The sequence below is a fragment of the Cryobacterium sp. Y11 genome (assembly GCF_002929535.1).
Lineage (GTDB): Bacteria > Actinomycetota > Actinomycetes > Actinomycetales > Microbacteriaceae > Cryobacterium.
The window spans coordinates 40,441-63,480 of record NZ_PJJO01000054.1 but is presented as its reverse complement, the minus strand read 5'-3'; the positions used below and the strand labels follow the sequence as shown (position 1 = coordinate 63,480).

Annotated in this window: 20 protein-coding genes, 2 tRNA genes and 1 pseudogene; 16 read left to right on the top strand and 7 right to left on the bottom strand. The window is 62.7% G+C overall.

Annotated features, from left to right (window positions below; all coding sequences use genetic code 11):
- Window positions 1-36 precede the first annotated feature (36 nt).
- Complete coding sequence (gene allB, locus CXY75_RS07560) at window positions 37-1,404, top strand: allantoinase AllB (protein WP_104082218.1); 1,368 nt, start codon at window positions 37-39, stop codon at window positions 1,402-1,404.
- A 63-nt stretch (window positions 1,405-1,467) separates the two neighbouring features.
- Here allB and CXY75_RS07555 read toward each other — a convergent pair whose 3' ends face one another.
- Together CXY75_RS07555 and CXY75_RS07550 are read right to left on the bottom strand one after the other, a co-directional pair.
- Entirely contained in the window at window positions 1,468-2,910 is a 1,443-nt protein-coding gene (locus tag CXY75_RS07555) for an MFS transporter (protein ID WP_104082217.1), read from the bottom strand.
- Between the two features lie 5 nt (window positions 2,911-2,915).
- Window positions 2,916-3,401 carry a MarR family winged helix-turn-helix transcriptional regulator gene (locus CXY75_RS07550; RefSeq protein WP_104082216.1) on the bottom strand — a complete coding sequence of 162 codons (486 nt, stop codon included), beginning with the start codon at window positions 3,399-3,401 and terminating at the stop codon, window positions 2,916-2,918.
- Between the two features lie 79 nt (window positions 3,402-3,480).
- Here CXY75_RS07550 and CXY75_RS07545 point away from each other — a divergent pair, with 79 nt between their 5' ends.
- Window positions 3,481-4,323, top strand: a complete 843-nt coding sequence (locus tag CXY75_RS07545) for an alpha/beta fold hydrolase (RefSeq protein WP_104082215.1) — start codon at window positions 3,481-3,483, stop codon at window positions 4,321-4,323.
- 9 nt (window positions 4,324-4,332) lie between these two features.
- On the top strand, window positions 4,333-5,385 hold the full coding sequence (locus CXY75_RS07540; RefSeq protein WP_104082214.1) for a biotin/lipoate A/B protein ligase family protein: 1,053 nt from the start codon (window positions 4,333-4,335) through the stop codon (window positions 5,383-5,385).
- 68 nt (window positions 5,386-5,453) lie between these two features.
- Here CXY75_RS07540 and CXY75_RS07535 read toward each other — a convergent pair whose 3' ends face one another.
- The gene (locus CXY75_RS07535) at window positions 5,454-5,792 is read right to left on the bottom strand and encodes a GNAT family N-acetyltransferase (RefSeq protein ID WP_104082213.1); all 339 of its coding nucleotides are present in this window, start codon (window positions 5,790-5,792) and stop codon (window positions 5,454-5,456) included.
- A 50-nt stretch (window positions 5,793-5,842) separates the two neighbouring features.
- Here CXY75_RS07535 and CXY75_RS07530 point away from each other — a divergent pair, with 50 nt between their 5' ends.
- From CXY75_RS07530 to CXY75_RS07520, 4 genes are all read left to right on the top strand, one after another.
- Window positions 5,843-6,745 (top strand): site-specific DNA-methyltransferase, encoded by a 903-nt coding sequence (locus tag CXY75_RS07530; protein ID WP_104082212.1) that lies wholly within the window; start codon window positions 5,843-5,845, stop codon window positions 6,743-6,745.
- A 138-nt stretch (window positions 6,746-6,883) separates the two neighbouring features.
- Entirely contained in the window at window positions 6,884-7,807 is a 924-nt protein-coding gene (locus CXY75_RS07525) for an LLM class F420-dependent oxidoreductase (protein WP_104082211.1), read from the top strand.
- Window positions 7,808-7,974: 167 nt separating this feature from the next.
- Window positions 7,975-8,112 carry a hypothetical protein gene (locus tag CXY75_RS19795; protein ID WP_158251156.1) on the top strand — a complete coding sequence of 46 codons (138 nt, stop codon included), beginning with the start codon at window positions 7,975-7,977 and terminating at the stop codon, window positions 8,110-8,112.
- Between the two features lie 26 nt (window positions 8,113-8,138).
- Window positions 8,139-8,834 carry an amidase domain-containing protein gene (locus CXY75_RS07520; RefSeq protein WP_158251155.1) on the top strand — a complete coding sequence of 232 codons (696 nt, stop codon included), beginning with the start codon at window positions 8,139-8,141 and terminating at the stop codon, window positions 8,832-8,834.
- Between the two features lie 132 nt (window positions 8,835-8,966).
- On the opposite strand, the gene pgm is transcribed toward CXY75_RS07520, so the two are convergent.
- Window positions 8,967-10,583 carry a phosphoglucomutase (alpha-D-glucose-1,6-bisphosphate-dependent) gene (pgm, locus tag CXY75_RS07515; RefSeq protein WP_104082209.1) on the bottom strand — a complete coding sequence of 539 codons (1,617 nt, stop codon included), beginning with the start codon at window positions 10,581-10,583 and terminating at the stop codon, window positions 8,967-8,969.
- Window positions 10,584-10,618: 35 nt separating this feature from the next.
- Here pgm and pheA point away from each other — a divergent pair, with 35 nt between their 5' ends.
- Window positions 10,619-11,575: a prephenate dehydratase gene (gene pheA, locus CXY75_RS07510; RefSeq protein WP_104082208.1), complete on the top strand. Its 957-nt coding sequence runs from the start codon at window positions 10,619-10,621 to the stop codon at window positions 11,573-11,575.
- An 80-nt stretch (window positions 11,576-11,655) separates the two neighbouring features.
- Here the strand turns inward: pheA and CXY75_RS07505 are convergent, their stop codons facing one another.
- Window positions 11,656-12,639: a diacylglycerol kinase family protein gene (locus CXY75_RS07505; RefSeq protein WP_158251154.1), complete on the bottom strand. Its 984-nt coding sequence runs from the start codon at window positions 12,637-12,639 to the stop codon at window positions 11,656-11,658.
- Window positions 12,640-12,702: 63 nt separating this feature from the next.
- On the opposite strand from CXY75_RS07505, the gene serS reads away from it, so the two are divergent.
- From serS to CXY75_RS07480, 5 genes are all read left to right on the top strand, one after another.
- On the top strand, window positions 12,703-13,983 hold the full coding sequence (gene serS, locus CXY75_RS07500) for a serine--tRNA ligase (protein ID WP_104082206.1): 1,281 nt from the start codon (window positions 12,703-12,705) through the stop codon (window positions 13,981-13,983).
- Complete coding sequence (locus CXY75_RS07495; protein WP_255411771.1) at window positions 13,980-14,795, top strand: HAD family hydrolase; 816 nt, start codon at window positions 13,980-13,982, stop codon at window positions 14,793-14,795. Before serS ends, CXY75_RS07495 begins: the two co-directional genes overlap by 4 nt.
- Before the next feature lie 133 nt (window positions 14,796-14,928).
- Window positions 14,929-15,013, top strand: a tRNA-Ser gene (locus tag CXY75_RS07490).
- Between the two features lie 70 nt (window positions 15,014-15,083).
- Window positions 15,084-16,367: an LCP family protein gene (locus CXY75_RS07485; protein WP_104082205.1), complete on the top strand. Its 1,284-nt coding sequence runs from the start codon at window positions 15,084-15,086 to the stop codon at window positions 16,365-16,367.
- A gap of 103 nt (window positions 16,368-16,470) precedes the next feature.
- A tRNA-Ser gene (locus tag CXY75_RS07480) sits at window positions 16,471-16,559 on the top strand.
- Between the two features lie 231 nt (window positions 16,560-16,790).
- Here CXY75_RS07480 and CXY75_RS07475 read toward each other — a convergent pair.
- Together CXY75_RS07475 and CXY75_RS07465 are read right to left on the bottom strand one after the other, a co-directional pair.
- On the bottom strand, window positions 16,791-17,858 hold the full coding sequence (locus CXY75_RS07475) for a hypothetical protein (protein WP_146069405.1): 1,068 nt from the start codon (window positions 17,856-17,858) through the stop codon (window positions 16,791-16,793).
- An 861-nt stretch (window positions 17,859-18,719) separates the two neighbouring features.
- Window positions 18,720-20,234, bottom strand: coding sequence for a sodium:alanine symporter family protein (locus CXY75_RS07465; protein WP_104082202.1), 1,515 nt, complete (start codon window positions 20,232-20,234; stop codon window positions 18,720-18,722).
- A 154-nt stretch (window positions 20,235-20,388) separates the two neighbouring features.
- On the opposite strand from CXY75_RS07465, the gene CXY75_RS07460 reads away from it, so the two are divergent.
- From CXY75_RS07460 to putP, 3 genes and pseudogenes are all read left to right on the top strand, one after another.
- The gene (locus CXY75_RS07460) at window positions 20,389-20,667 is read left to right on the top strand and encodes a hypothetical protein (RefSeq protein WP_104082201.1); all 279 of its coding nucleotides are present in this window, start codon (window positions 20,389-20,391) and stop codon (window positions 20,665-20,667) included.
- 40 nt (window positions 20,668-20,707) lie between these two features.
- Window positions 20,708-20,956: pseudogene (locus CXY75_RS07455) on the top strand (transposase); the annotation flags it as partial.
- A gap of 268 nt (window positions 20,957-21,224) precedes the next feature.
- Window positions 21,225-22,745 carry a sodium/proline symporter PutP gene (putP, locus tag CXY75_RS07450; RefSeq protein ID WP_104082200.1) on the top strand — a complete coding sequence of 507 codons (1,521 nt, stop codon included), beginning with the start codon at window positions 21,225-21,227 and terminating at the stop codon, window positions 22,743-22,745.
- Window positions 22,746-23,040 lie beyond the last annotated feature (295 nt).

The window sequence follows — 23,040 nt, the reverse complement described above, 5'->3', positions numbered from 1 at the left end:
GGGTCTGCGACCGAGAAATCATGAAAGAGTACGACTATGACCGATGGATCACCCGTCTCACGGCACGTCGAGCGCTTCGATCTTGTTTTTCGTGGCCGGAACATCATGACGACCGCCGGCGTCATCGCCTGCGAGGTCGGAGTGCGAGATGGTGTCATCGTCGCCATTGAGCCACTCGGTGCCGGGCTGGCAGGCAAAAAGCTGATGGTTCTGAAAGATGATGAGACGCTGATTCCGGGGCTGGTTGACACTCACGTGCATGTGAACGAACCGGGGCGTACGGAATGGGAAGGCTTCACGTCGGCAACCCGCGCCGCGGCCGCCGGCGGAGTAACCACCATCATCGACATGCCGTTGAACAGCATCCCCGCCACCGTGAATGTCGAGGCCCTCGCGTTGAAGCGCTCCGTCGCCGCGGACCAGATCTTCGTCGACGTAGGGTTCTGGGGCGGCGCCATCCCCGGCAACAAACACGACCTACGCCCGCTCTATGACGAAGGCGTCTTCGGGTTTAAGTGCTTTCTGCTCCACTCCGGAGTCGACGAATTTCCGCACCTGGATGCAGACGAAATGGAAGAGGATCTTGCCGAGCTCAAGTCCTTCGATTCACTGATGATCGTGCACGCCGAAGATTCCCGTGCCATCGATCGCGCGCCAGCTGCCGCCGGCGACCAGTACAAAAAATTCCTGTCCTCCCGTCCACGAGGTGCGGAGAACATTGCCGTCGCCGAGGTCATTGAGCGTGCTCGCTTCACCGGGGCCCGAGCCCACATTCTGCACCTCTCCTCCTCAGACGCCCTGCCCATGATCGCCACAGCGAAACGCGACGGCGTGCGGATCACGGTGGAGACCTGCCCGCATTACCTCACCCTGCTCGCCGAGGAGATTCCTAACGGCGCCACCGCGTTCAAGTGCTGCCCGCCGATCCGCGAGGCCTCGAACCGCGAGCTCCTCTGGCAGGGACTCATCGACGGCACAATCGACTGCATCGTCTCCGACCACTCGCCCAGTACCGTGGATCTGAAAGACGTGGAGAACGGGGACTTTGCCGTAGCGTGGGGCGGAGTGTCCTCTCTCCAGCTTGGACTCTCCGTGGTCTGGACCGAAGCGCGCAAGCGCGGCATCGGGTTGGAGCAAGTCATTCAGTGGATGTCGAGCCGCCCCGCTGCCTTGGCGCGGTTGATTCGAAAGGGGCAGCTTGCCCTCGGCTGTGACGCCGACTTCGCCGTCTTCGCCCCCGACGCCAGCTACGTGGTCGACGTCACGAAGCTGCATCACAAAAACCCCATTACTCCCTATGCCGGGCGCACGCTCTCTGGCGTTGTGCGTACAACCTTTCTGCGCGGAGTGCAGATCGATGGACAGGTACCAACGGGTAGGCTGCTTCGGCGCGGCGAAGCGTAAACGGGCGTTAACCTGAGCTTCCGACCGCGGTCAAAAATCTATCCTGACAAAACCGACGACAGATCACCGCGGCACCGTTGCCTCCACGATCGCGATCTCGCGCGTGGCGGTCTCGCGGTTGCGTTCGGCGGCACGCTCGAGGTCCGGAGAAAGGTCCCCATCGCCGTCACTGTCGGGCTCTTCCGGCGCTTCCGCCCGCTCAAGCACGGCGGTCCCGCCGCGCCGACTTGGCCGGGCCGGCGGTGCCTCCCGACCGTCACCGGCGTGCACTACCCGCACCCTCGGCGCCGAGAACGGATGCACCTGCACCCGCAGTCGGCGATAGCGCACCATCCAAAACAGCACGACGGCCGCGGCCAATATTCCCGAGATGGCGGCGAGGCCGAGCGCCCAGCGCGGGCCGAAGGCATCCGCTACCCAGCCGACGAGAGGTGCTCCGAGGGGAGTACCGCCGACGAAGATGGCCATGTAGAGCGCCATCACGCGGCCGCGCATCTCGGGCCGGGTCGTGGTCTGCACATAGGCGTTCGCCGTTGTCATGAGGGTGAGCGATGACAATCCGACCAGCGTGAGAGATATGGCGAAAGTGGCATATGTTGGCATGAGTGCCGACAGCGCGCAGGCCAGGCCGAACAGGCCGGCGCCGAGCACGATCAGGCGCAGCCGTGCGCGGCTGCGCCGAGCGGCGAGCAGCGCGCCGATGACGGCGCCAATGGCCATGATCGAGCTGAGCAGGCCGAACTCCGCAGCACCCCGGCCGAACTCAATCGTGGCCATGGTCGAGGTGAAGATGGCGAAGTTCAGGCCGAAGGTTCCGATCAGAAAGACCGCGATCATGACGACGATGATGTCGCTCCTCCCTTGCACGTAGCGGAAGCCGGCTAACAGCTGCCCGCGTTCTCGGGATATTGTTGGCTGCCGACGCAGCTGGTGTGTGCGCAGCAGCATCATTGCGAACACGGTCGCTGCAAAGGTGACCGCGTTGATCATGAACACCCAGCCGGCGCCGACGGCAACCGTGAGCAGACCGGCGACGGCCGGACCGATCAAACGTGCGCCATGGAATGACGCCGAGTTCAGCGCGACGGCGTTTGATAGCTGGTCTTCGGCGACGAGTTCGGACACGAAGGCCTGGCGGGCTGGCGCGTCGATGGCGGCGACGACGCCGAGGCCGAAGGCGAACAGGTAGACATGCCACAGCTGGGCCACGTCGAGAACGGTCAGAATGCCGAGGCCGAGCGCCAGCAATCCCATGAGTGTCTGGGTGAGAATGAGCAACTTGCGCCGGTTGAATCGGTCAGCGATGAGGCCAGACCAGGGCATGAGTAGTAGCTGAGGCCCGAGCTGGAGGGCCATGGTGAATCCGACCGCCGTGGCGTCGTAGTCGGTGAGCTCGGTCAGTACAATCCAGTCCTGGGCGGTGCGCTGCATCCAGGTGCCGATGTTCGACACCAGGGCACCGGCGAACCAGATGCGGTAATTGACTACGCTCAGGGAGCGAAACATGGCACTCAACTGTCGGTGAGCTCCTTCATGATGATGGTCGCGTCGGCGAGCACTTTGTGTTGTGCGGGGCTGAGTTGGTCGACGCGGTGCACCAGCCAGGCGTCTCGACGCTTGCGGGTTTCGGTCATCATCTCGGCGCCGGCATCCGTTGTGCTGAGCACGATCTTGCGGCCATCGAGCGTGGAATCGGTGCGGGTCACGAGACCGGCATCGACCAGACATTTCACCGTGCGAGTCATCGATGGCGGGGTGACTCGCTCGTACTCGCTGAGTTCGGTGAGCGTGAGCGGGCCGTGCAGGTGAAGTACGCCGAGGGCGGAGAACTGGCCGCTGCCCAATTCATTCTCGGCCTTCTCCTGGCGCAGACGGCGAGCGAGGCGGCCATTGGCCAGCCGAAATTCGTGGCTGATTTCGTTCACATCGTGCGCGGCGTGCGGCTCTGCCGTGCTGACGCTGTGGGTCAAACTCGTCGGGTCTAGGCGTGATTCCATATATCTTTAGCATAGCAAATTAGTCTTGCTAAGTACATTGTTTACCGGAGCCAGCTCGCAAACACGGCAGACTAACCTCGTGCCCACATATACGGATGCCTCTGGCCTGGTTTTCACCTACTACGTCTGGCCGATCGACGCCCCCAAGGCTGTGATTCAGCTCGCCCACGGCGTCGGCGAACACGCGCAGCGTTACGCGGCGCTCGCCGCCGACTTGAACCGGGCTGGCTACTCCGTCTACGCCGACGATCACCTCGGTCACGGCCAGACCGGGCTCGCCCAATACGGGGGCGATCACACCAGGCTCGGCCGGCTTGGAGCCGGCGGGTTGCGCGCGGCCGTGGCCGGCGTGCATCAGCTGAGTGGAATCATCCGTTCGCAGAATGAAAAACTGCCCCTCGTGCTGCTCGGACACAGCTGGGGATCATTCATGACGCAAATGATCGTGAACGAGTACGCCACCGAGTATGACGCGATCGTGCTGTCTGGCAGTGCCTACCGCTGGCCCGGCTATCTCGACGGCGGCGACCTCAATCGCAAGCACCACACGCTGGGTACGACCGGGGTCGAATGGCTCAGCCGTGACCCGGCCGTTGCCGCGGCATTCGTAGCCGACCCGCTGACCACGGCGACGCCGCTCGCCAAGCTGTTCGGCCTGCGCGAGGCCGCCCGCTTGTTTGGCCGTCCGGCTAAAAGCCTACCCAGCGACCTGCCGATGCTCGTGCTGGTCGGCAGTGACGACACGGTTGGTGGCGAACGCAGCGCCCTCAAACTAGTCAACTCTTATATCAGGAGGTCTGGGCTGCGCGACGTGCGACTGATCGTGTATCCGGGCGCGCGGCATGAGGTCTTTAACGAGACCAACCGCGACGAGGTCGTCGGCGACCTTGTCGTTTGGCTCGACGAACACTTCAAGCCGTAGGCTAAAGCCATGCATGGTGAATATAAGGTTCCGGGCGGCAAACTGGTCGTCGTCGATCTCGATGTCGTCAACGACGTCATCGCCGACTTTCGTCTGGCCGGGGATTTTTTTCTCGAACCAGACGATGCCCTCGAAGACATCAACGCCGCGGTGAACGGCCTGCCCGCGGGCAGCTCGACCGCCACTATCGCCGCCGCCGTGCGTGGAGCACTGCCAAGCGGCGCGATTCTGCTCGGCTTCTCGCCGGAGGCCGTCGCGGTGGCCATCCGTCGTTCCCTCGCCGAGGCCAGCACCTGGCGGGACTACGACTGGAAGATTATTCACTCGCAGACGCCCGTCGCGCCCGTTCTGCAGATGGCCCTCGATGAAGTGCTCGCCACCGAGGTTGGCGAGGGACGCCGTCAACCCACCTTGCGCATCTGGGAGTGGAACGAGCCCGCCGTCGTCATCGGCAGTTTTCAGTCACTCAAGAATGAGGTCGACCCGGAGAACGCGGCGAAGTACGGCTTCACCGTGGTGCGGCGCATCAGCGGCGGCGGCGCCATGTTCATGGAGGCCGGCTCGGTCATCACCTATTCCATCTACGCGCCGACCGACCTCGTGCAGGGCATGAGCTTTGTCGACTCCTATGCCTATCTTGACGAGTGGGTCATCACCGCGCTCAAATCACTTGGCATCGACGCGCACTACCAGCCGCTCAACGACATCACGAGCCCGACCGGCAAGATTGGCGGGGCTGCCCAGAAGCGTCTCGGCAGCGGCGCCGTGCTGCACCACGTCACGATGAGCTACGACATGGACGGCGAAAAGATGGTGCAGGTGCTGCGCATCGGCCGCGAGAAGCTCAGCGACAAGGGAATCACGAGCGCCGCCAAGCGCGTTGATCCGCTGCGCAGTCAGAGCGGCCTCACCAGGGCCGCGATCATCGACCGCATGAAAGAGACCTTCACCGGCCTCTACGGCGCCACCGCGGGTGACGTCACCGCCGAAGAATACGCCAAGGCCACCGAGCTCGTGGCGAACAAGTTCAGCACAGAAGCCTGGCTGACGCGAGTTCCCTAAAACGGATGCCGCGGCCGGCTACCGCAGGCCCCGGTAAGCGGCCGCCGGCATCCGCTTTCGAAGGGTGTTTACCGTCCGCGCGTCAACAGGTCTTGATATTCGGCGTGCGTGTCGATCCAGTGCGCCGCGTAGGAGCAGTCGGCAACGACGGGCAGGTCGCTGCGCACCCGCACATCATCAAGCGCCTGCTCGACCAAAATGCTTGCCAAACCGCGGGCGCGTCGGACCGGATCGACCTCGGTATGGGTGAAATGCACCGCGGTCTTCGTCGTGACATAGTCGGCCAGGCCAACGCTGTCGTCGCCGAGCCACACCGTGTAGCGGCTCTGCCCCGGTTCATGGCGCACCTCCAGAAGCCCAACCTCGGGAAGATTCTCGGAGTGGATGATCGTTGATTCTGCAGCCATCTCGCCAGACTATGCCGATGACACGCAGTCTGGGCTGAAAGAATGGACAAATGCCAAACCCGTGGACACCAGACAGCCCAAGTCGTGTCATCCACGCCAATAACCTCGAGGTGTTGCCGAACCTGCCGGACGGCGGCTTCACCCTGATCTATCTCGACCCGCCGTTCAACACCGGTCGGTCGCAGAAACGCCAGAGCACCACCTCGGTGCGTTCGGTCGCCACCGACGGATCGCACGCGGTCGGCACGATCACCGGGTTCAAGGGCCAGCGTTACGAGCGCATCAAGGGTGACCTGCTCGGCTACGACGATCAGTTTGAAGATTATTGGGCCTTTCTGGAGCCGCGCCTGATCGAGGCCTGGCGGCTGCTCGCCGACGATGGCACGCTGTACCTGCACCTCGATTACCGCGAAGCGCACTACGCCAAGGTGCTGCTCGACGCCCTGTTCGGCCGGGAATGCTTTCTCAACGAGCTCATCTGGGCCTACGATTACGGCGCAAAATCCAAGAACAAATGGCCGACCAAGCACGACACCATTTTGGTCTACGTGAAGAATCCGGCCCGGTATTACTTCGACTCGAGCACAGTCGACCGGGAGCCGTATATGGCTCCCGGCTTGGTCACGCCCGAAAAGGTGGCCAAGGGCAAACTGCCAACGGATGTCTGGTGGCACACCATCGTCTCGCCCACCGGCAAGGAGAAAACGGGCTATCCCACCCAGAAACCGGTCGGAATTCTGCGCCGCATCATTCAGGCGTCGAGCCGCGAAAACGACTGGGTGCTCGACTTCTTTGCCGGCAGCGGCACCACCGGCGCGGTCGCGGCCGCTCTCGGTCGACGCTTCGTGCTGATTGATCAGAACCCCGAGGCGCTCGCCGTGATGCACGCCCGCTTCGAGTCGGTGCCCGCCATCGAATTTCTGCACGCTGCACCAACCGCGCAGAACGAATGAGATTTCGCATTTTCACGGGTTCCCGCAATCGCTCGCGGCACTCGTTTGAGAAGCGGGCACTTGTTCCAACGAGTGCCCGCTTCCCTTACGAGTGCAGCGAGGCCCAGTCAGCCGCTTAGCAAAGGAAAACTCGTCACAATGAGATTTCGTATTTTCACCGAGCCCCAGCAGGGCGCAACTTACGACGACGTTCTGGCCGTCGCGCAGGCCGCCGAGCGACTCGGCTTCGACGCATTCTTTCGCAGTGACCACTACCAGGTCATGGGCGACGGCGACGGCCTGCCCGGCCCAACGGATGCCTGGACCACCCTGGCTGGGTTGGCGCGCGAGACGACACGCATCCGCTTGGGCACCCTTGTCTCATCGGTGACCTACCGACCTCCGGGCATCCTGGCCATTCAGGTCGCGCAGGTCGACCAGATGTCTGGCGGGCGTGTGGAGCTCGGACTCGGCACCGGCTGGTTTGACAAGGAACACCTCGCCTACGGCATTCCCTTTCCGGCCAAGCGTTTCGGCCTGCTGGAGGAGCAGCTCGAGGTGATCACCGGGCTGTGGAACACGCCGGTCGGGCAGCGTTACGACTTTGCCGGCGAGCATTACACCCTGGTCGATTCGCCCGCGCTGCCCAAGCCCGTGCAGGCGCGTGTCCCCGTGATCGTCGGTGGTGGCGGCGCCAAGCGCACGCCCAAGCTCGCTGCCCGCTTTGCGACCGAGTTCAACCTGCCGTTTCCCGAGTTCTCCGACATCGCGGCCAAGTTCGACGGTGTTCGGGTAGCCTGTGAGGTCATCGACCGTGACCCGGCCGAGCTGACCTACTCGGCCGCGCTGATCGCCGTCGGCGGGCAGAACGAGGCGGAGTTTGCCCGTCGGGCCGCCGCGGTGGGCCGCGCTCCGGCCGAACTGCGCGAGCACGGCCTGGCCGGTACCGCCTCCGAAATCGTCGACCGGCTCGGAGCCCTCGCCGACGCCGGTGTTGAGTGCGTCTACCTGCAGATCATGGACCTCTACGACCTCGAACACCTCGACTGGCTGGCCGCCGAGGTGGTGCCGCAGCTGCGCTGATTCGAAGCGGATGCCGCCAGTCGCGCGGCAGCGCAGGCTCGCCTCGCTCGCGGCACTCGTTTGAGAAGCGCGCACGTGTTCAAACCCGTGCCACCCTCTCAAACACGTGCCGCGAGTCGGTGGGCGGCATTCAGGACTCTGAAAGCCCTCGCAGCTAAGCTCGAATCATGCTGCAGAACAACGAACCAACGGACGCCGACCAGCGGCGCACCCGACGCCGGTTCCTGATCGGCGTCCTGATCGGCGGCGTGGTCGTCGCCCTCGCGGCGGTCGCGCTGTATCTGAGTGCCGCCTTGAGCGCATAACCAAACGAAGTGAGTAGATTGTGCAGTTGACCCGGTTGCAGCGACTCGGCCTGACCACCGCTGTCGGAGCCGTGCTCGTCGTCGGCGCGACAGCACTGGTCGTGCAGGCTCTCAATGGGCCCGCCGAGACACCGGTGCAGACGGATGCCGCCACTTCCGCCACAACGAATGACCCGGTTCGCGCCACCCCCACCGACCCGGCCGCCGAAGTTGCCGTCTACGGGGAACCAGCCCTCAGCGCTGAGGTGTCGGCCCAAATAGATTACGTCCTCGCGCATTGGAATGAACCGAACTACAACTCGGCCGAGTGGGGCGTGCTCGGCATCAACGACTGCGTGAACTTCGCCAGCCAGGCCATGATTGCCCGCGGCTGGACCATGGACGATGCCTGGTCGAGCGCGAAAAACGGTAACGCCTATGACTCCTCAGCGGCTTGGCGCAGCTCGACGGCACTGATGAACTACATCGCGTCAACGGGCAAGGCCGTGGCCTTGACCGATCAACAACGTGACCAGGTCAAGGTTGGCGACATCGCGCAGTTCGACTGGGACAACACCGGCGACCGCGATCACACCGGGATTGTCACCAAGGTCGAGCGGGTCGGCGACACCACCTCGATCTCGTTCGCCGGGCACACCCTGGATTCCGACTACCGCTCGGTCGATACCGCGATCACGGTCGACCACCCGGGCGCAACGGCGTACTACTGGAGCGTCCCGTAGTCGCGCCCTCACTGTTCGAGATCGTCACAGTCGTTCCGATGTCGGTCTCGATAACCCGCCCGTCGCGTTGATCGAGCCCGCCGCGATCGCCATCAACTGGTGAGAGCGGCCTCGGCAAGCCAGCCATCGCCCTTACGCGATCGCGGCGTCCACAATCGCCTTGGCTTCGGCCTGCACCAGAGCCAGGTGCTCATCGCCAAGGAACGACTCGGCGTAGATCTTGTAGACGTCTTCAGTGCCGCTCGGCCGGGCAGCGAACCAGGCGTTTTCGGTCGTCACCTTCACGCCGCCGATCGCCGCTCCGTTGCCCGGAGCAACGCTGAACGCTCCGGTGATCTTCTCTCCGGCGAGCTCGGTGGCCGTGATCATCGACCCGTCGAGCTTCGCCAGGGCGGCCTTCTGCGCGGGCGTTGCCGCGGCATCCACTCGGGCATACGACGGAGCGCCGAAGTGCTCGGCCAACTCGGCGTAGCGCTCCGAGGGAGTCTTACCGGTGACGGCGAGAATCTCCGCGGCTAGCAGGGCGAGCAGAATGCCGTCCTTGTCGGTGGTCCAGACGGTGCCGTCGAAGCGCACGAAGCTCGCTCCGGCGCTCTCCTCGCCGCCGAACGCCACGGAACCGTCGATGAGTCCGGGCACAAACCACTTGAAACCGACCGGCACCTCCCACAAGTCGCGGCCGAGAAAGCCGGTGACCCGGTCGATCATCGTTGACGAGACGAGGGTCTTACCGACCGCAGCGTCGGGCCTCCAGCCTTCGCGGTGGCTGTACAGGTAGTCGATGGCGACGGCCAGAAAGTGGTTCGGGTTCATCAGGCCGCCGTCGGGAGTGACAATGCCGTGCCGGTCAGCGTCGGCGTCGTTACCGGTGAGAATGTCGTACTCATCTTTATGGGCGACAACGGATGCCATCACCGACGCACTCGACGGATCCATCCGGATCTTCTCGTCCCAGTCCAGGGTCATGAATCGCCAAGTCGGGTCGACCGTTGGATTGACTACGACCAGGTCGATTTCGTAGCGGTCACGGATGGCCCCCCAGTAGCCGACGCTCGCGCCGCCGAGCGGATCTGCCCCGATGCGAATTCCACTGGTGCGGATGGCCCGCATGTCGATAATGTTCTCCAGGTCGTTCACGTAGGTGCCACGAAAGTCGTAGGTCTCAACGGCGCTCGGCTCGCTCATCAGTACGCCGACCAGGCCACCAGCGATCAGCTCGTTCGCCCGGTTCGCGATCCACGAGGTGGCGTCACTGTCGGCCGGCCCGCCGTGTGGCGGGTTGTACTTGAAGCCGCCGTCCATCGGCGGGTTGTGGCTCGGGGTGACGACGATTCCGTCGGCCAGGTCGCCGTGTTCCGCGCGGTTGTAGGCCAAAATTGCGTGCGACAACGACGGGGTGGGCACGTAGTCGTCGAACTCGTCCACGAGCACGCGCACGCCGTTGGCGACCAGCACCTCGAGGGCGGTCGTGTAGGCCGGGCCGCTGAGGGCGTGCGGGTCGGTGCCGATGAACAGCGGGCCGGTGATGCCTTGCCCGGCGCGGTACTCCACGATCGCCTGCGTCGTTGCACTGATGTGATGCTCATTAAACGCGGTGTTCAGCGAGCTGCCGCGATGTCCGGAGGTGCCGAAGACGACCCTCTGGGCCGAAACCTCGACATCCGGCTTCAGGCCGTAATAGGCCTTGATCAGCCCATCAACGTCGATCAAATCGGATTCCTGGGCGGGGGTTCCTGCTCGTTGGCTCATGAGCACAGTCTGGCACCCCCGGTAGGCTGTCAGGCATGCCCGACGCGCCGAATCCGCCCCAGACCCGCACTTATAGCTACCTCGGCCCGGCCGGCACCTTTACCGAAGCAGCGCTCGCCCAGGTGCCGGAGGCGCGCGGCCAGATCTGGCGCCCGGTCAACAATGTGGGCGAGGCCTTCGCCGACGTCGTCTCGGGTCGCAGCCTGGCGGCCATGATTGCCATCGAAAACTCGGTCGACGGCGGCGTCACGGCCACCCAAGATGCCCTCGCGAGCGTGCCGAACCTACGCATCATCGGCGAATACCTGGTGCCGGTGAACTTTGTGCTCGTCGCGCGCCCTGGCACGACGCTGGCCGACGTGCAGGTCGTTAACGCGCATCCGGTCGCCTATGGCCAGTGCCGCAGCTGGCTCGAGAAGATGCTGCCGAGCCACGGCCACATTCCCGCGTCGAGCAACGTGGCCGCAGCCTCAGCCCTCTTAGATTCCAATCAAGCGGATGCCGCAATCGCCCCGCCCGGAATCGACAAACACCACGACCTCGTCGTTCTCGCCTCGAATATCGGGGACAACCCCAACGCCGTCACCCGCTTCGTGCTGGTCGCCCGCACGGCCGAGCTCACGACGCCGACCGGCGCGGACAAGACGAGCCTCATCATTGAGCTGCCAAGCGACCGCTCCGGCGCCCTGCTCGATATGCTCGAACAGTTCGCCACCCGCGGCGTGAACCTCAGCCTGATTCAGTCCCGGCCGATCGGGGATTCCCTCGGCCGCTACCGCTTCGTAGTCGACGCCGACGGCCATGTTCTCGATGAGCGTGTCGCCGACGCCCTGCTCGGCCTTCGCCGTTTCAGCCCGAAGGTGATCTTTCTCGGCTCGTATCCGCGGGCCGATCAGCGTCAGATCGAGTTCACCTCGCGCTACGACGATGGCATTTTCATCGAGGCACGTGATTGGTTGCGCGGTTTGATCGACGGGGAACCCGTTGAGTAGGCACATCGACGGGGAACCCGTTGAGTAGGCACATCGACGGGGCGTCCGCAGCCTGACCGAGCCACGCTCCCTCACCGCGATTAGGCAGCCACCCGCACGATCAGCGCGCCGGCGTCGGCGTGCAGCCGCGCCTGGCGCACCAGACCGAATTCATCGCCGTCGAGCTCAAAATCTTGCGCGTGTTCGAGCGCGATGCGAATATCGGGCCCGCGCAGGGTCGTCATCACCCGCTCATTCGACGATTCCGTCGCCGCAATCATGCGTCGGCCGACCGCTGAGCGTCGCAGCACCCCATTCTCCCAGGTCACCCGCCGCCAGATGGTCAGCCAGCCGAGCACGCCCTTGGGCTGCAGCACGGCAATGTCGAGAATGCCGTCGTCGAGGAGAGCATCGGGCAAAAACTGCAGGTTGCCCGGCAGTAGCCCGCAATTGGCCACGAGAATAGCGCTCACCTGCGCCGGCCGGTCGACGCGCCCAGCAACGCTGTAGCGGATGCGGAATGGCCGCGCTTTCGGCAGCGCCCGCGCCACCCCGTCGACGTAGGCCAGCCAGCCCACCTGCTTCTTCAGATCATCGCGAGTGTTGGCGATCATTTGCGCGTCGAGGCCCAGCCCGGCCATGACCAGAAAAACGTGTTCTTCGACATCGCCAGCGTCGGTCGTCACGCTGGCCACGCCGAGGTCGATCGCTCGGTCGACGCCGCCAAATGCGATCGCGGTCGCGGCGTCTATGTTGCCAAGCGGCAGCACAAGGTTGCGGGCGAGCAGGTTGCCGGTACCCGATGGCACGATGGCCATGCGCACGCCGGAATCGCGCAGCGCTTCGGCTACAGCCCGCACCGTGCCGTCACCGCCGGCCGTGATCACCATGGAGGCACCGGCATCGAGCGCCTGCTTCGTGGCTGCCTGACCGACATCGTCAACGCTCGTCTCCAGCCACTGCGTTTCATCCCAACCGGCTGCCCGCGCGGCAGCGGTCACGCTCGCCCGCAACTTGTCGAGGTCGACCTTCACCGGGTTGTACACGACGGCTGCGTGCTGGGCGAGGTTTTCGGAGGCGCTCACGAGGCCTAGGTTACTGGGTTGCCCCCGCGATTGCCCGTCAGCGTGCGCTTGTAGACTGGCTCGGTGATTGATCCGGTGCTGTTACGCGAAAACCCTGACCTCTTCAAGCGTTCGCAGGGGGCCCGTGGCGACTCTGTTGAGGCGGTGGATGCCGCGCTCGCCGCCGACGCCGAACGACGGTCGACGATCACCGCCTTCGAAGACCTGCGCGCAGCTCAGAACCTGTTCGGCAAGCGCGTGGCGGCCGCCCCCGGCGCCGAAAAGAAGGCCCTCGTCGCCGAAGCACAAAGCCTCGCCGCCGAGGTGAAGGCCGCCGGAGTTATCGCCAGCGACGCCGATGCCCGCTTCACCGCGATCGTCAAAACCATCGCGAACCCCATCATCGACGGCGTTCCAGCCGGAGACGAGGCGAACTTCGCCACCCTGCGCACGCACGGCGAGGCCCCGGTGTTCGACTTCGAGCCGCGCGATCACCTCGAGATCGGCGAACTGCTCGGCGCCATCGATATGGCCCGCGGCGCCAAGGTCTCTGGCACCCGGTTCTACTTTTTGAAGGGCATCGGCGCCCGCCTCGAGATCGCGCTGATGAACATGGCACTCGACCGGGCGCTCGAAGCCGGCTTCGTGCCGCTGATCACCCCCACCCTGGTGCGCCCCGAGATCATGGACGGAACCGGCTTTCTCGGCGAACACAACGACGAGGTCTACTACCTGCCGGCCGACGACCTCTACCTCACCGGCACGAGCGAGGTCGCGCTCGCCGGGTACCACAAAGACGAAATCCTCGATCTCTCCGACGAGCCGCTGCGTTACGCCGGCTGGAGCACCTGCTACCGCCGCGAGGCTGGCTCTGGCGGAAAAGACACTCGCGGCATCATTCGCGTGCACCAGTTCAACAAGCTCGAAATGTTCACCTATGTGCTGCCCGAAAACGCCGAGGCCGAGCACGATCGGCTCGTTGCGTTGCAGGAGGGCATGCTGCAGTCGCTGGGCCTGAGCTACCGGGTGATCGACGTCGCCGCCGGTGACCTCGGGTCGAGTGCTGCCCGCAAGTTCGACATTGAGGCCTGGGTTCCCACCCAGAACGCCTACCGCGAGCTCACCAGCACGAGCAACTGCACCACCTACCAGGCGCGCCGGCTGGACATCCGTTATCGCACCGAATCGGGCAAGACCGCGCCGGTCGCCACCCTGAACGGCACGCTGGCGACCACGCGCTGGATCGTCGCGATGCTCGAAACCCACCAGCAAGCGGATGGTTCGGTGCGAGTACCAGAGGCGCTCCGGCCGTACCTGGGCGGACTTGAGCTGTTGACGCCGCTCGCAGTGAAGGGCGCAAAGTGACATCGACGGTCACCACCCAGCCGTGGCTCGTTGCCCTCGACATCGACGGCACCACGATGCACGAAGACGGCTCGATCAGCCAGTCCGTCATCGACGAGGTTGCCCGCCTCGCTGCGGCCGGGCACGAGGTCATGCTCGCTACCGGGCGCTCAGCCGCTGCCGCCCTGCCGGTGCTCGACCGACTGGGCATCACACCGCGGTTTGTGGTCTGCTCCAACGGCGCCATCACCATGCACCGCGACGCCTCGGCGCCGCTGGGCTATCGCCGCGAATGGGTCGAGACCTTTGATCCGCGCGACGTGCTCACCTCGATTCGGGCGCACCTTGCCGCTGCCCGGTTTGCCGTTGAAGACGAGCACGGTTTCTACCGCTACACCGAGCCGATTCCCGACGCGACGATCGGCATGGACAGCGAGCGGGTCGACTTTGATGAGTTGCTGAAGTACCCGGCGACCCGCGTTGTCGTCATCTCACCAGACCACGACATGGAGGATTTTCTTCGAGTGGTCGAGCGCATGGGGCTGAACCGGGTCAGCTATGCGATCGGGTGGACGGCCTGGATCGATATCGCCCCCGACGGAGTCAATAAGGCCACCGCGATGGAGCGGGTGCGGCTCGAGCTCGGTGTTCCGCGGGAACGCGTCATGGCCGTCGGCGACGGGCGCAACGACATCGATATGCTGGCCTGGGCTGCCGAATTTGGGCGCGGCGTTGCCATGGCCGAATCGCCAGACGACGTGCTCGCTGCCGGGTCGGAAGTCACCGGCAACGTGGCTGTCGACGGCCTCGCCACGGTGTTGCGCACTCTCTGACGCGCATCCAGCGGTTTATCAGGTGGCTCTGTCAGCCTGCTCTGTCAGCATGAGCAGTCTGCCATCGGCTAGAATCGGGCCAGTTCGCCCAATTCTTTCTGCGTGGCATGTTGCGCTGCAAGTGGGCAAACCGGGAGGGCTGTCCGAGCGGCCGATGGAGCCAGTCTTGAAAACTGGTGGGCAGAAATGTCTCGTGGGTTCGAATCCCACGCCCTCCGCAGAACTAGTGCAACGTAAGCCCCGGCGACTCAGGGCCGCCCAGGCCAACAAAACGACGAGAGGACATGAGTGAGCGACCAGCTTCGCCCCCGCAATGCCGGTTCCAAGAACCTCAAAACCGTCGCCCGTCATGGTCGACTGAAGAAGTCGAACGCCGTGATCGTCGTTGCGAAATTCATCGCCGCCAGTGTGGCCGTCGTTCTGGTCAGTGGAGTCTCCGTGGCCGCCATCGCGACCTACGACGTTGTCCGCAGCGCGCCACCGAGCGTGCACCTCGCCAATGAGAGCAATGGCCCTGTCCCATCGATCGGTGCAATCGATGGCGGCGTGAATATGCTCATCGTCGGCAGTGACAGTCGTGTCGGCCAGGATGCTGCCTTTGGCCCGCAGGACTCGACCGGCGATCTCAATGATGTGACGATGCTGCTGCACATCTCTGAAGACCACAGCAACGCCTCGGTCATCAGCTTTCCCCGCGACCTGTACGTGCCCATTCCCTCCTGCCCCGACCCCGACGGTGGCTCGTTCAGCGCGATGAGCAGCCAGAAGATCAACACCACGCTCACCTATGGCGGCCTCGCCTGCACGGTGCTGACCGTAGAAAAACTCACCGGCCTGTCCATTCCGTTTGCGGCCGAGGCGCAGTTCAGTGGCGTCATGGCCATGTCCTCCGCCGTCGGCGGCGTTCCGGTCTGTGTAGCCACCCGGATCGAAGACGAATACACCGGAACAATGCTCGACGCGGGCGAGCATGTGCTCGAGGGCTATGCGGCATTGCAATTTCTGCGCACCCGCCACGGTCTCGGCGATGGCAGTGACCTGACCCGCATCAACAACCAGCAGCTGTTCCTGTCGTCGCTCGTGCGCACCATCCAAAGCGCTGACACGCTCTCCGACCCGGCCAAGGTGTACGGTCTGGCCAAGGCGGTCACGTCCAACATGCGTCTGTCCGACAGCCTCAACAGCGTGACTACCCTCGCGTCCATCGCCATCGCGCTCAAAGACATCGATCTCAACCAGGTCGTCTTTGCCCAGGTGCCCACCGGCAACTCGGCGGGCGGGGTGAAGGCCAGCCAACCAGATTTCGATGATCTATTCGAGGCTGTCGCTGCCGATGAGCCGCTGACCCTGAGTGGAACCACCGGCCGTGGCACCGTTGCCGACCCGAATGCGCCCGTTGAAGCGGCCCCCGTTCCGGCTGCGACCACTGATCCTTCCGCAGCTGCCGATCCGGCGGCGACCGAGGCGCCGGTGGCCACGGAGGCTCCCGGTGTTGTCTTGTCGGAGTCGGTGACCGGTCAGACGGCTGGAGACTACACCTGCACGGCCGGTCGCTTGCTCAAGAACCAGTAGCCGGACGCTGGCATCCATTTTTCGGGCCGTGATTTTCATGGTCAAAGTGGATGCCCGCAGTACGGCTAAGATGGACGAGTGTGTTTGCGCAAGCAGACTCCAAGGAGACGTCGCATAGTTCGGCTTAGTGCACCACCCTGCTAAGGTGGAGTACCCGCAAGGGTACCGAGGGTTCAAATCCCTCCGTCTCCGCAGCGAGGAATTCACGTAATTCCAGCGATTAGTTCATGAAATTCTTGCGGCAACAAAAAACCGGCGATGCGATCGCCGGTTTTTTGCATTAAAGCGCCGATTCCGAGAGTGCCAGCCCCAAGAAACGCCGTGATCCGGGCGTGGTCGGCGGTTAAACACGACTTCGCCCTGTTTTTGGCAGGGCGAAGCGACTTGTACTGCAGGTAACGGAATTGGTGACGACCGGGCGGCTTAGCTCGGTGGTGGTGGTGACGGCGCCGTGTCGGTGGGTGCCGTCGCCGAAGTGATTTCAGTGCTCGAATAGTACGTGCTCGCGAAGGATTTGTTCTTTGTGGTGAGGGGCACTCGGGCGAGCTCGCTCTGAATGAACGTCAGAATCTTTCGGATGTTGGCCGAGACCAGTGCGAGTGTCACGGCCAGCGACGCGAACGTGTTGCCGCGTGCACGCCGTTTCATGGGGGAGTCGATGTCTTCGGTCGCGGAGTCCTTGATGAACGCGTTCTGGGATTCGACGGTGTTGCGCAGGGCGTAGTAGCCCTTCCACACTGGACTTTTGTGGGGGTAGGTCTGCCCGTACTTGAGGGCCTTGTCCTTGGCGGGGTCTTTCCCGGCGGGTATCACGACCGTCTTTTTACGGATGGGCTCGATGAGTTCGCCGGTCTTGTGGTTGAAGGCCAAACCGTCGTAGTTCTTAGGGTCGGGGTATAGGTACTGGCGAGAGCCATCGGGCCGTCGCTTGCCCTTGGGCTTGGCGCGGTACTTTTCACGCTCGGCGATTCGCTGGTCTCGCAGTTCTTTGGCCTGACGTACGGGGGTTGAGTCGCTGGAGAGGATGGCGTCGTCTTCGGGTGTCTCTTCGTCGACGTGCACGCCGTTGGCGGCTGTCTTCCGGTCCTTTCGGTACAGGTCGAGGGCGTGAATCAGGTCCTGAGGCATGTAGTTCACGTACCACTGGCCGCCGACTTGGATGAGGTCCTCGTAGAAGGTTGTCTGGCCTTGCTCGTCTTTGTCGTAGTCGAAGACCGGCTTGGCACCAATTTCGGCCAGAGTGGCCTGCAGAGTGTCGGCTGTGCTGCGGGGCAGGTATGCGCGGTCGGCCATGAAATGCAGGATGGGAAAGCCGGCGGCGCGAATCGAGTTAACCAATCGGACGCCCTCGCCCTTAATCATGCCGGGTTTGTGAAAGCTGACGCCCTGGGCGAGGAGGGGAAAGATTGCGCGTTGCCCCGGCGTGGTCGACACCCTCGTTGCAGCAGGTTTCACCGCCATCGAGACGAATGCGCTGGGTGATCTAGTCACCGGATGGCTGAACAAACCTGAGACCGTTTAGGACGTCGAGTTTGATGGTGTGACGTCGTTTGACAAGGGCGAAGTCTTGCAGCGCGACGTGAAAGTCGTCTTGAACTATCACTCGTAGCCGGAGGAGAGCGAAGAGTCACCATCGCAAGCACCGAGCGCTGAGGCCTCCGGGGACACGATCGACATGCCCTTCTGGTGCGAAGACGGCGGCGGCTTTGGCAACGCGGCGCCGATGGAGGTCCGCTATACGAAGGGCAACATTTCCGTGACGATCACCGTCGAAGCACCCGTCGCGCTGTAGGGAAGCGACTCAGACGCGAACGCGTCGTTGTCCGTGACGATCATGAACTCGTCCGAAGGCCGCACTTGGGATCCCACGCTGTATACACTCGCGGTTCCTGAAAGCGATAGGGACACCTCAGTGATCAATAAAGGCGAATGGCCCACGGGCTTCCCGGATAGTGCTCGATCTGCCGGCATCAAGAACTGCCGATACGCCCTCTGCAAGAACTCAGAAAACCTGACCGAGAAGCAGCAGGCTTCAAGTTGACAAAACACGCGACCCCGTCAGCGACATGTCACCGACCAGAACCGCCCTCAAACACACGCCCCTAAACGCACGCATCCAGATAACCATGAAGACGAAGATCCGTCTCATGACCCGGATCGCGTTCGGCTTCACATCACTCGACGCAGTGATCGCCCTCGCCATGCTCAGCCTTGGTGGCCACAAACCGGTACTCCCTGGCCGGATTTAACCCACGGGATAGTCAGGAGAGCCAAAGAATGGGCAGATGAAAGATATTTCACAAGCATCGTAGAGGTCGAGAATCCAATCTAAGCGCAGAAAGGCCCATCGGATCAGTCGATGACCCTCCCGGCGGGCTTTGTGCTGCCGTAGCTATGCGTGGAGCCGATGACGTCGCCCGACTTCCACTGTTCCCACCCCTGTTGGTCCTTCATGAAGACCTCGATCTCCTCCTTGCTTGCTTCCAGCTTCGGATCGTGTTTGAGGTAGTGTCGAGTCTCGCGGACGATTAGACCCGAGAGCAACAGCAGGCCTATCAGGTTCGGCAGCGCCATCAGCCCGTTCATGACGTCGGAGAACGCCCAGACAACACCGAGCTGGACGGTGCAGCCCACGAACACGACCAGGGAGAACAACACGCGGAAAGGCATGACGGCCCGGCGTCCGAGCAGGCGCTCAATGTTCCGCTCGCCATAATACGACCAGCTCAGGATGGTCGAGAAGGCGAAGAGCACCAACCCGATGGTCACGATCCAGTGGCCCCACTCCCCGGGCAGCCCAGTGGTGAAGGCTTCCCCCGTCATCAGCGCCGCGGAGATCTGTTCCCCCGTGTCCGGGTTGATCTGGTTCCAGACGCCCGTCGTGACGATGACCAGACCCGTGCAGCTCACCACGATGATCGTGTCGATGAATGTTTGCGTCATGGAGACCAGGCCCTGGCGGACCGGGTGGGTGGTCTGCGCGGCTGCCGCGGCGATGGCCGCCGATCCCATGCCGGACTCGTTGGAGAAGATGCCGCGGGCAACACCGAACTGCACGGCGATGATGATCGCCGATCCGGCGAATCCACCGATCGCGGAGGTTCCAGTGAAGGCCTCGGAGAATATCTGGCCGAAGGCCGCCGGAATCTGGGTGACGTTGGCCAGCAGGATGTAGATGGCACCGGCAACATAGAAGATGATCATCACCGGGACCAGCCTGGCGGTGACTCGGCCAATCGACTTAATACCGCCGACCAACACCACCATAGATAGGAGAGTCAGCACCAAGCCGGTGACCCAAACGGGCACGTTCCAGCTGTTCTCAACGTTGGAGGAGATCGCGTTGCCCTGGGTCATGTTGCCGATGCCGAAGCACGCGATGACAGCAAAGATCGCGAACGAGAGTCCCAGCACTTTGCCCAGCGAGCCCCGGATGCCACGTTCCAGATAATACTGCGGTCCGCCGGATTTCTCGCCGGCGGAGTCCGTCCCGCGGAAACGGACGCCCAGGAACGCCTCCGAGTACTTCGAGGCCATGCCGAGCAGGCCGGTGACCCACATCCAGAACAGTGCGCCGGGGCCGCCAATGCCGATGGCCGTCGCCACGCCGACGATGTTGCCGGTGCCAACGGTCGCCGCCAAGGCGGTGGTCAGCGCCTGAAATTGCGAGATGTCGCCCTCGGCGCCGACATCCTTGCGCTTAAGCAGGCCGAGCCGGAGGGCGGCACCGAGCTTGAGGAACTGCAGCCCGCCCAGCCGGATGGTCAGGTACAGGCCGGTGCCAAGCAGCAGCGGGATCAGTAAGAAGGGCCCCCAGACAACGCCGCTGACGTCGCCCAGAAATGATTCGATGTCATTCCAATTCATCAGAGATAACGCCTCTCAAATATGCGGCTGAGTAATCAAGTGATCGACTTCACAGTTCAGGAGCGTATCATCTGCCGGTTTTTCCGGCTCTCCTGATTCTTCCGTGGGTCATATCCAACCAGTTAGCACCGGTTGTCGGACAATGACAGAGAACATGAACCGCAAGCAGAAATTTGACGGACTCGCCGACGACTATGACCGGAACCGGCCGCGCTGCACGTCCGATCTATTTCAGATGATCAAATCTCGGTCGCCCGTTCGAGACCGATTGAGGATTGTCGACGCGGGCACCGGCATTGTGCTTGAGGGTCTTATTGATGTTCTCGGTCAGGAGCACGACTACCCGGCCGTCGACGTGTCCACGAACATGGTTGAGAGTGCGCGTCAGAAGTTTCCGTTCGCAGAGTGGACCGTTGGTGGTGGTGAGCCGTAATTTTAATCGTTGCAGAATCTTCATTTGGTCATAGCCGCGCAACGACGCCCGGAAAGCGGCCCGCACCAACGAAGCCATACGGCCCCGTGGCCGGCACGCCAAGGATGCCCCGGCACGCCCCAGCGCTCGTGCTGCCGGCATCAAGAACTCCCGTTATGCGCTCTGGAAGAACCCCGAAAACCCCACCGAGAAGCAGCAAGTGAAGCTGGGCTGGATCGTGCAAGTCGACCCCCGCCTCGGCCGCGCCTACTTCCTCGGTCGATACCAATTCAGTATGCCCAAGCTGCCGCCCAATCAACTCTGACCGGTGCGTGATCCGAATAGCTAAGACTGAACGACCGCACCCTGAGCGGACGTTGAAGTTCCATTACTACTCAGACCCCGTTAAGCTGTGAACTTACCTACCGCAGTGCAAAGATCGTGCACAAGCTTCAGAAGTATGCCGCAACCTTGCAAGAAGTAATGGTTTATGCGCTCGCAGTGAAATTGCTCCTCATCCTTATGTCTGTCAGAGTGGTCAGGCTGAGCCCAAGGATGTGTATGAGAAAGGCGACACAGTGAACGATCAGTTCTTTCAAATTATCGCGATGGTCATTTATTTGGCTGCAATGCTCGGTATCGGTTGGTGGGCGTACAAGCGTACAACCAACCTTGACGACTACATGCTCGCAGGCCGAAAGCTCAGCCCCGGAGTTGCAGCGCTCAGCGCTGGAGCATCCGACATGTCGGGGTGGCTGCTCCTCGGACTCCCCGGAGCGTTCTACCTCGGTGGCCTCTTCCAAGGCTGGATTGCCATTGGCTTGACCATTGGTGCCTGGCTGAACTGGAAGTTTGTTGCACCCCGCCTGCGTGCCTACACCGAAGTGTCAAAAAACTCGATCACACTGCCGAGCTTCTTTGAGAACCGTCTCCGTGACAAGTCCCGCATCCTGCGCATCACAGCCGGCATCATCATCCTCGTGTTCTTCACCTTCTACGTATCCTCCGGAATGGTCGCCGGTGGTGTCTTCTTCCAGAGCGCATTCGGCTCCGAATACTGGATCGGAATGCTCGTTGTTGGAGGGGTGACCGTTCTCTACACCCTGTTCGGTGGATTCATCGGCGCAACCTACACCGACGTTGTACAGGGCATCATGATCTTCCTCGCCCTTATCGCCGTACCGATCGTTGGAATCACCCAGACCGGTGGCGTTGCCAACACGATCGAATCGATTCGTGCAGCAAACACCGAAATCGACATGCTCAGCCTCTTCACCGGAGGAACAGCGCTCGCCGCAATTTCCGCAGCAGCATGGGGACTGGGCTACTTCGGCCAGCCCCACATCCTGGTCCGCTTCATGGCACTTCGTTCGCCAGGAGATGCCGTAGCCGGTCGTCGTATCGGAATTAGCTGGATGCTCATCTCCGTGCTCGGGGCCATGGCATCCGCCCTCATTGGTGTTGCTTACTTCCAGCAACACCCCGAGCTCTCACTGGAGAACCCTGAGCGTGTGTTCCTTGAACTTGCACAGATCTTCTTCCACCCGCTGATCGCCGGACTCGTACTAGCGGCAGTGCTCGCCGCAGTCATGAGCACGATCTCCTCACAGCTGATTGTGTCGTCATCGGCGCTCGTCGAAGACCTCTTCAAGATCGTCGCCAAGAAAGAAGCAACGCCTAAGGCTCAGGTAGTCCTCGGCCGCATGGGTGTTTTGATCGTTTCGATCATCGCGATCATCCTCGCGTGGGACCCCAACTCGTCGATTCTCAGCCTCGTTGCCTACGCCTGGGCTGGCTTCGGTGCAGCATTCGGACCGATCGTTATTCTGTCGCTCTTCTGGCGCAAACTCACCAGCATAGGAGCGATCGCCGGAATGGTCGTCGGGGCAGTCACCGTAATAATCTGGGGCAACGTTCCTGCGCTCACCGGCGCCATGTACGAAATCGTTCCTGGTTTCGCGCTGGCTCTGATTACTGCGGTCGTCGTCAGCCTGTTCACTTTCAAGAGAAATGTGGGAATTACCCGCGAATTCGACACCACGGTCGAAAGTGTGCGCACCGGAACCGTTCAGTTGCCCCGCGTTCCCGAGAAAAGCTAGTTTCTGCAGAGTTTCCAGCGCTCAGCAAGATGTGAGCGCTCAGGATGCCCACCTCCACACTGTGAGGTGGGCATCCTGCGATACTGTGCGTCAGGAGCATCCTGTCGACAGGTGGGACGGCATGTGACTCCTGACAAATGACACGCGACGCGCCGAGGGCGTGTCTGACAAATAGGTGCTCCAGGTGATTGTGACGTGGAGGACTGCGGCGCGCGGTAGGTGATGGCGAGTTTGTCGTAGCGGGTGGCAGTCCTCGCCAGTGCTTTAGTGAGCAAAAGCTTCGCTCGATGACGTT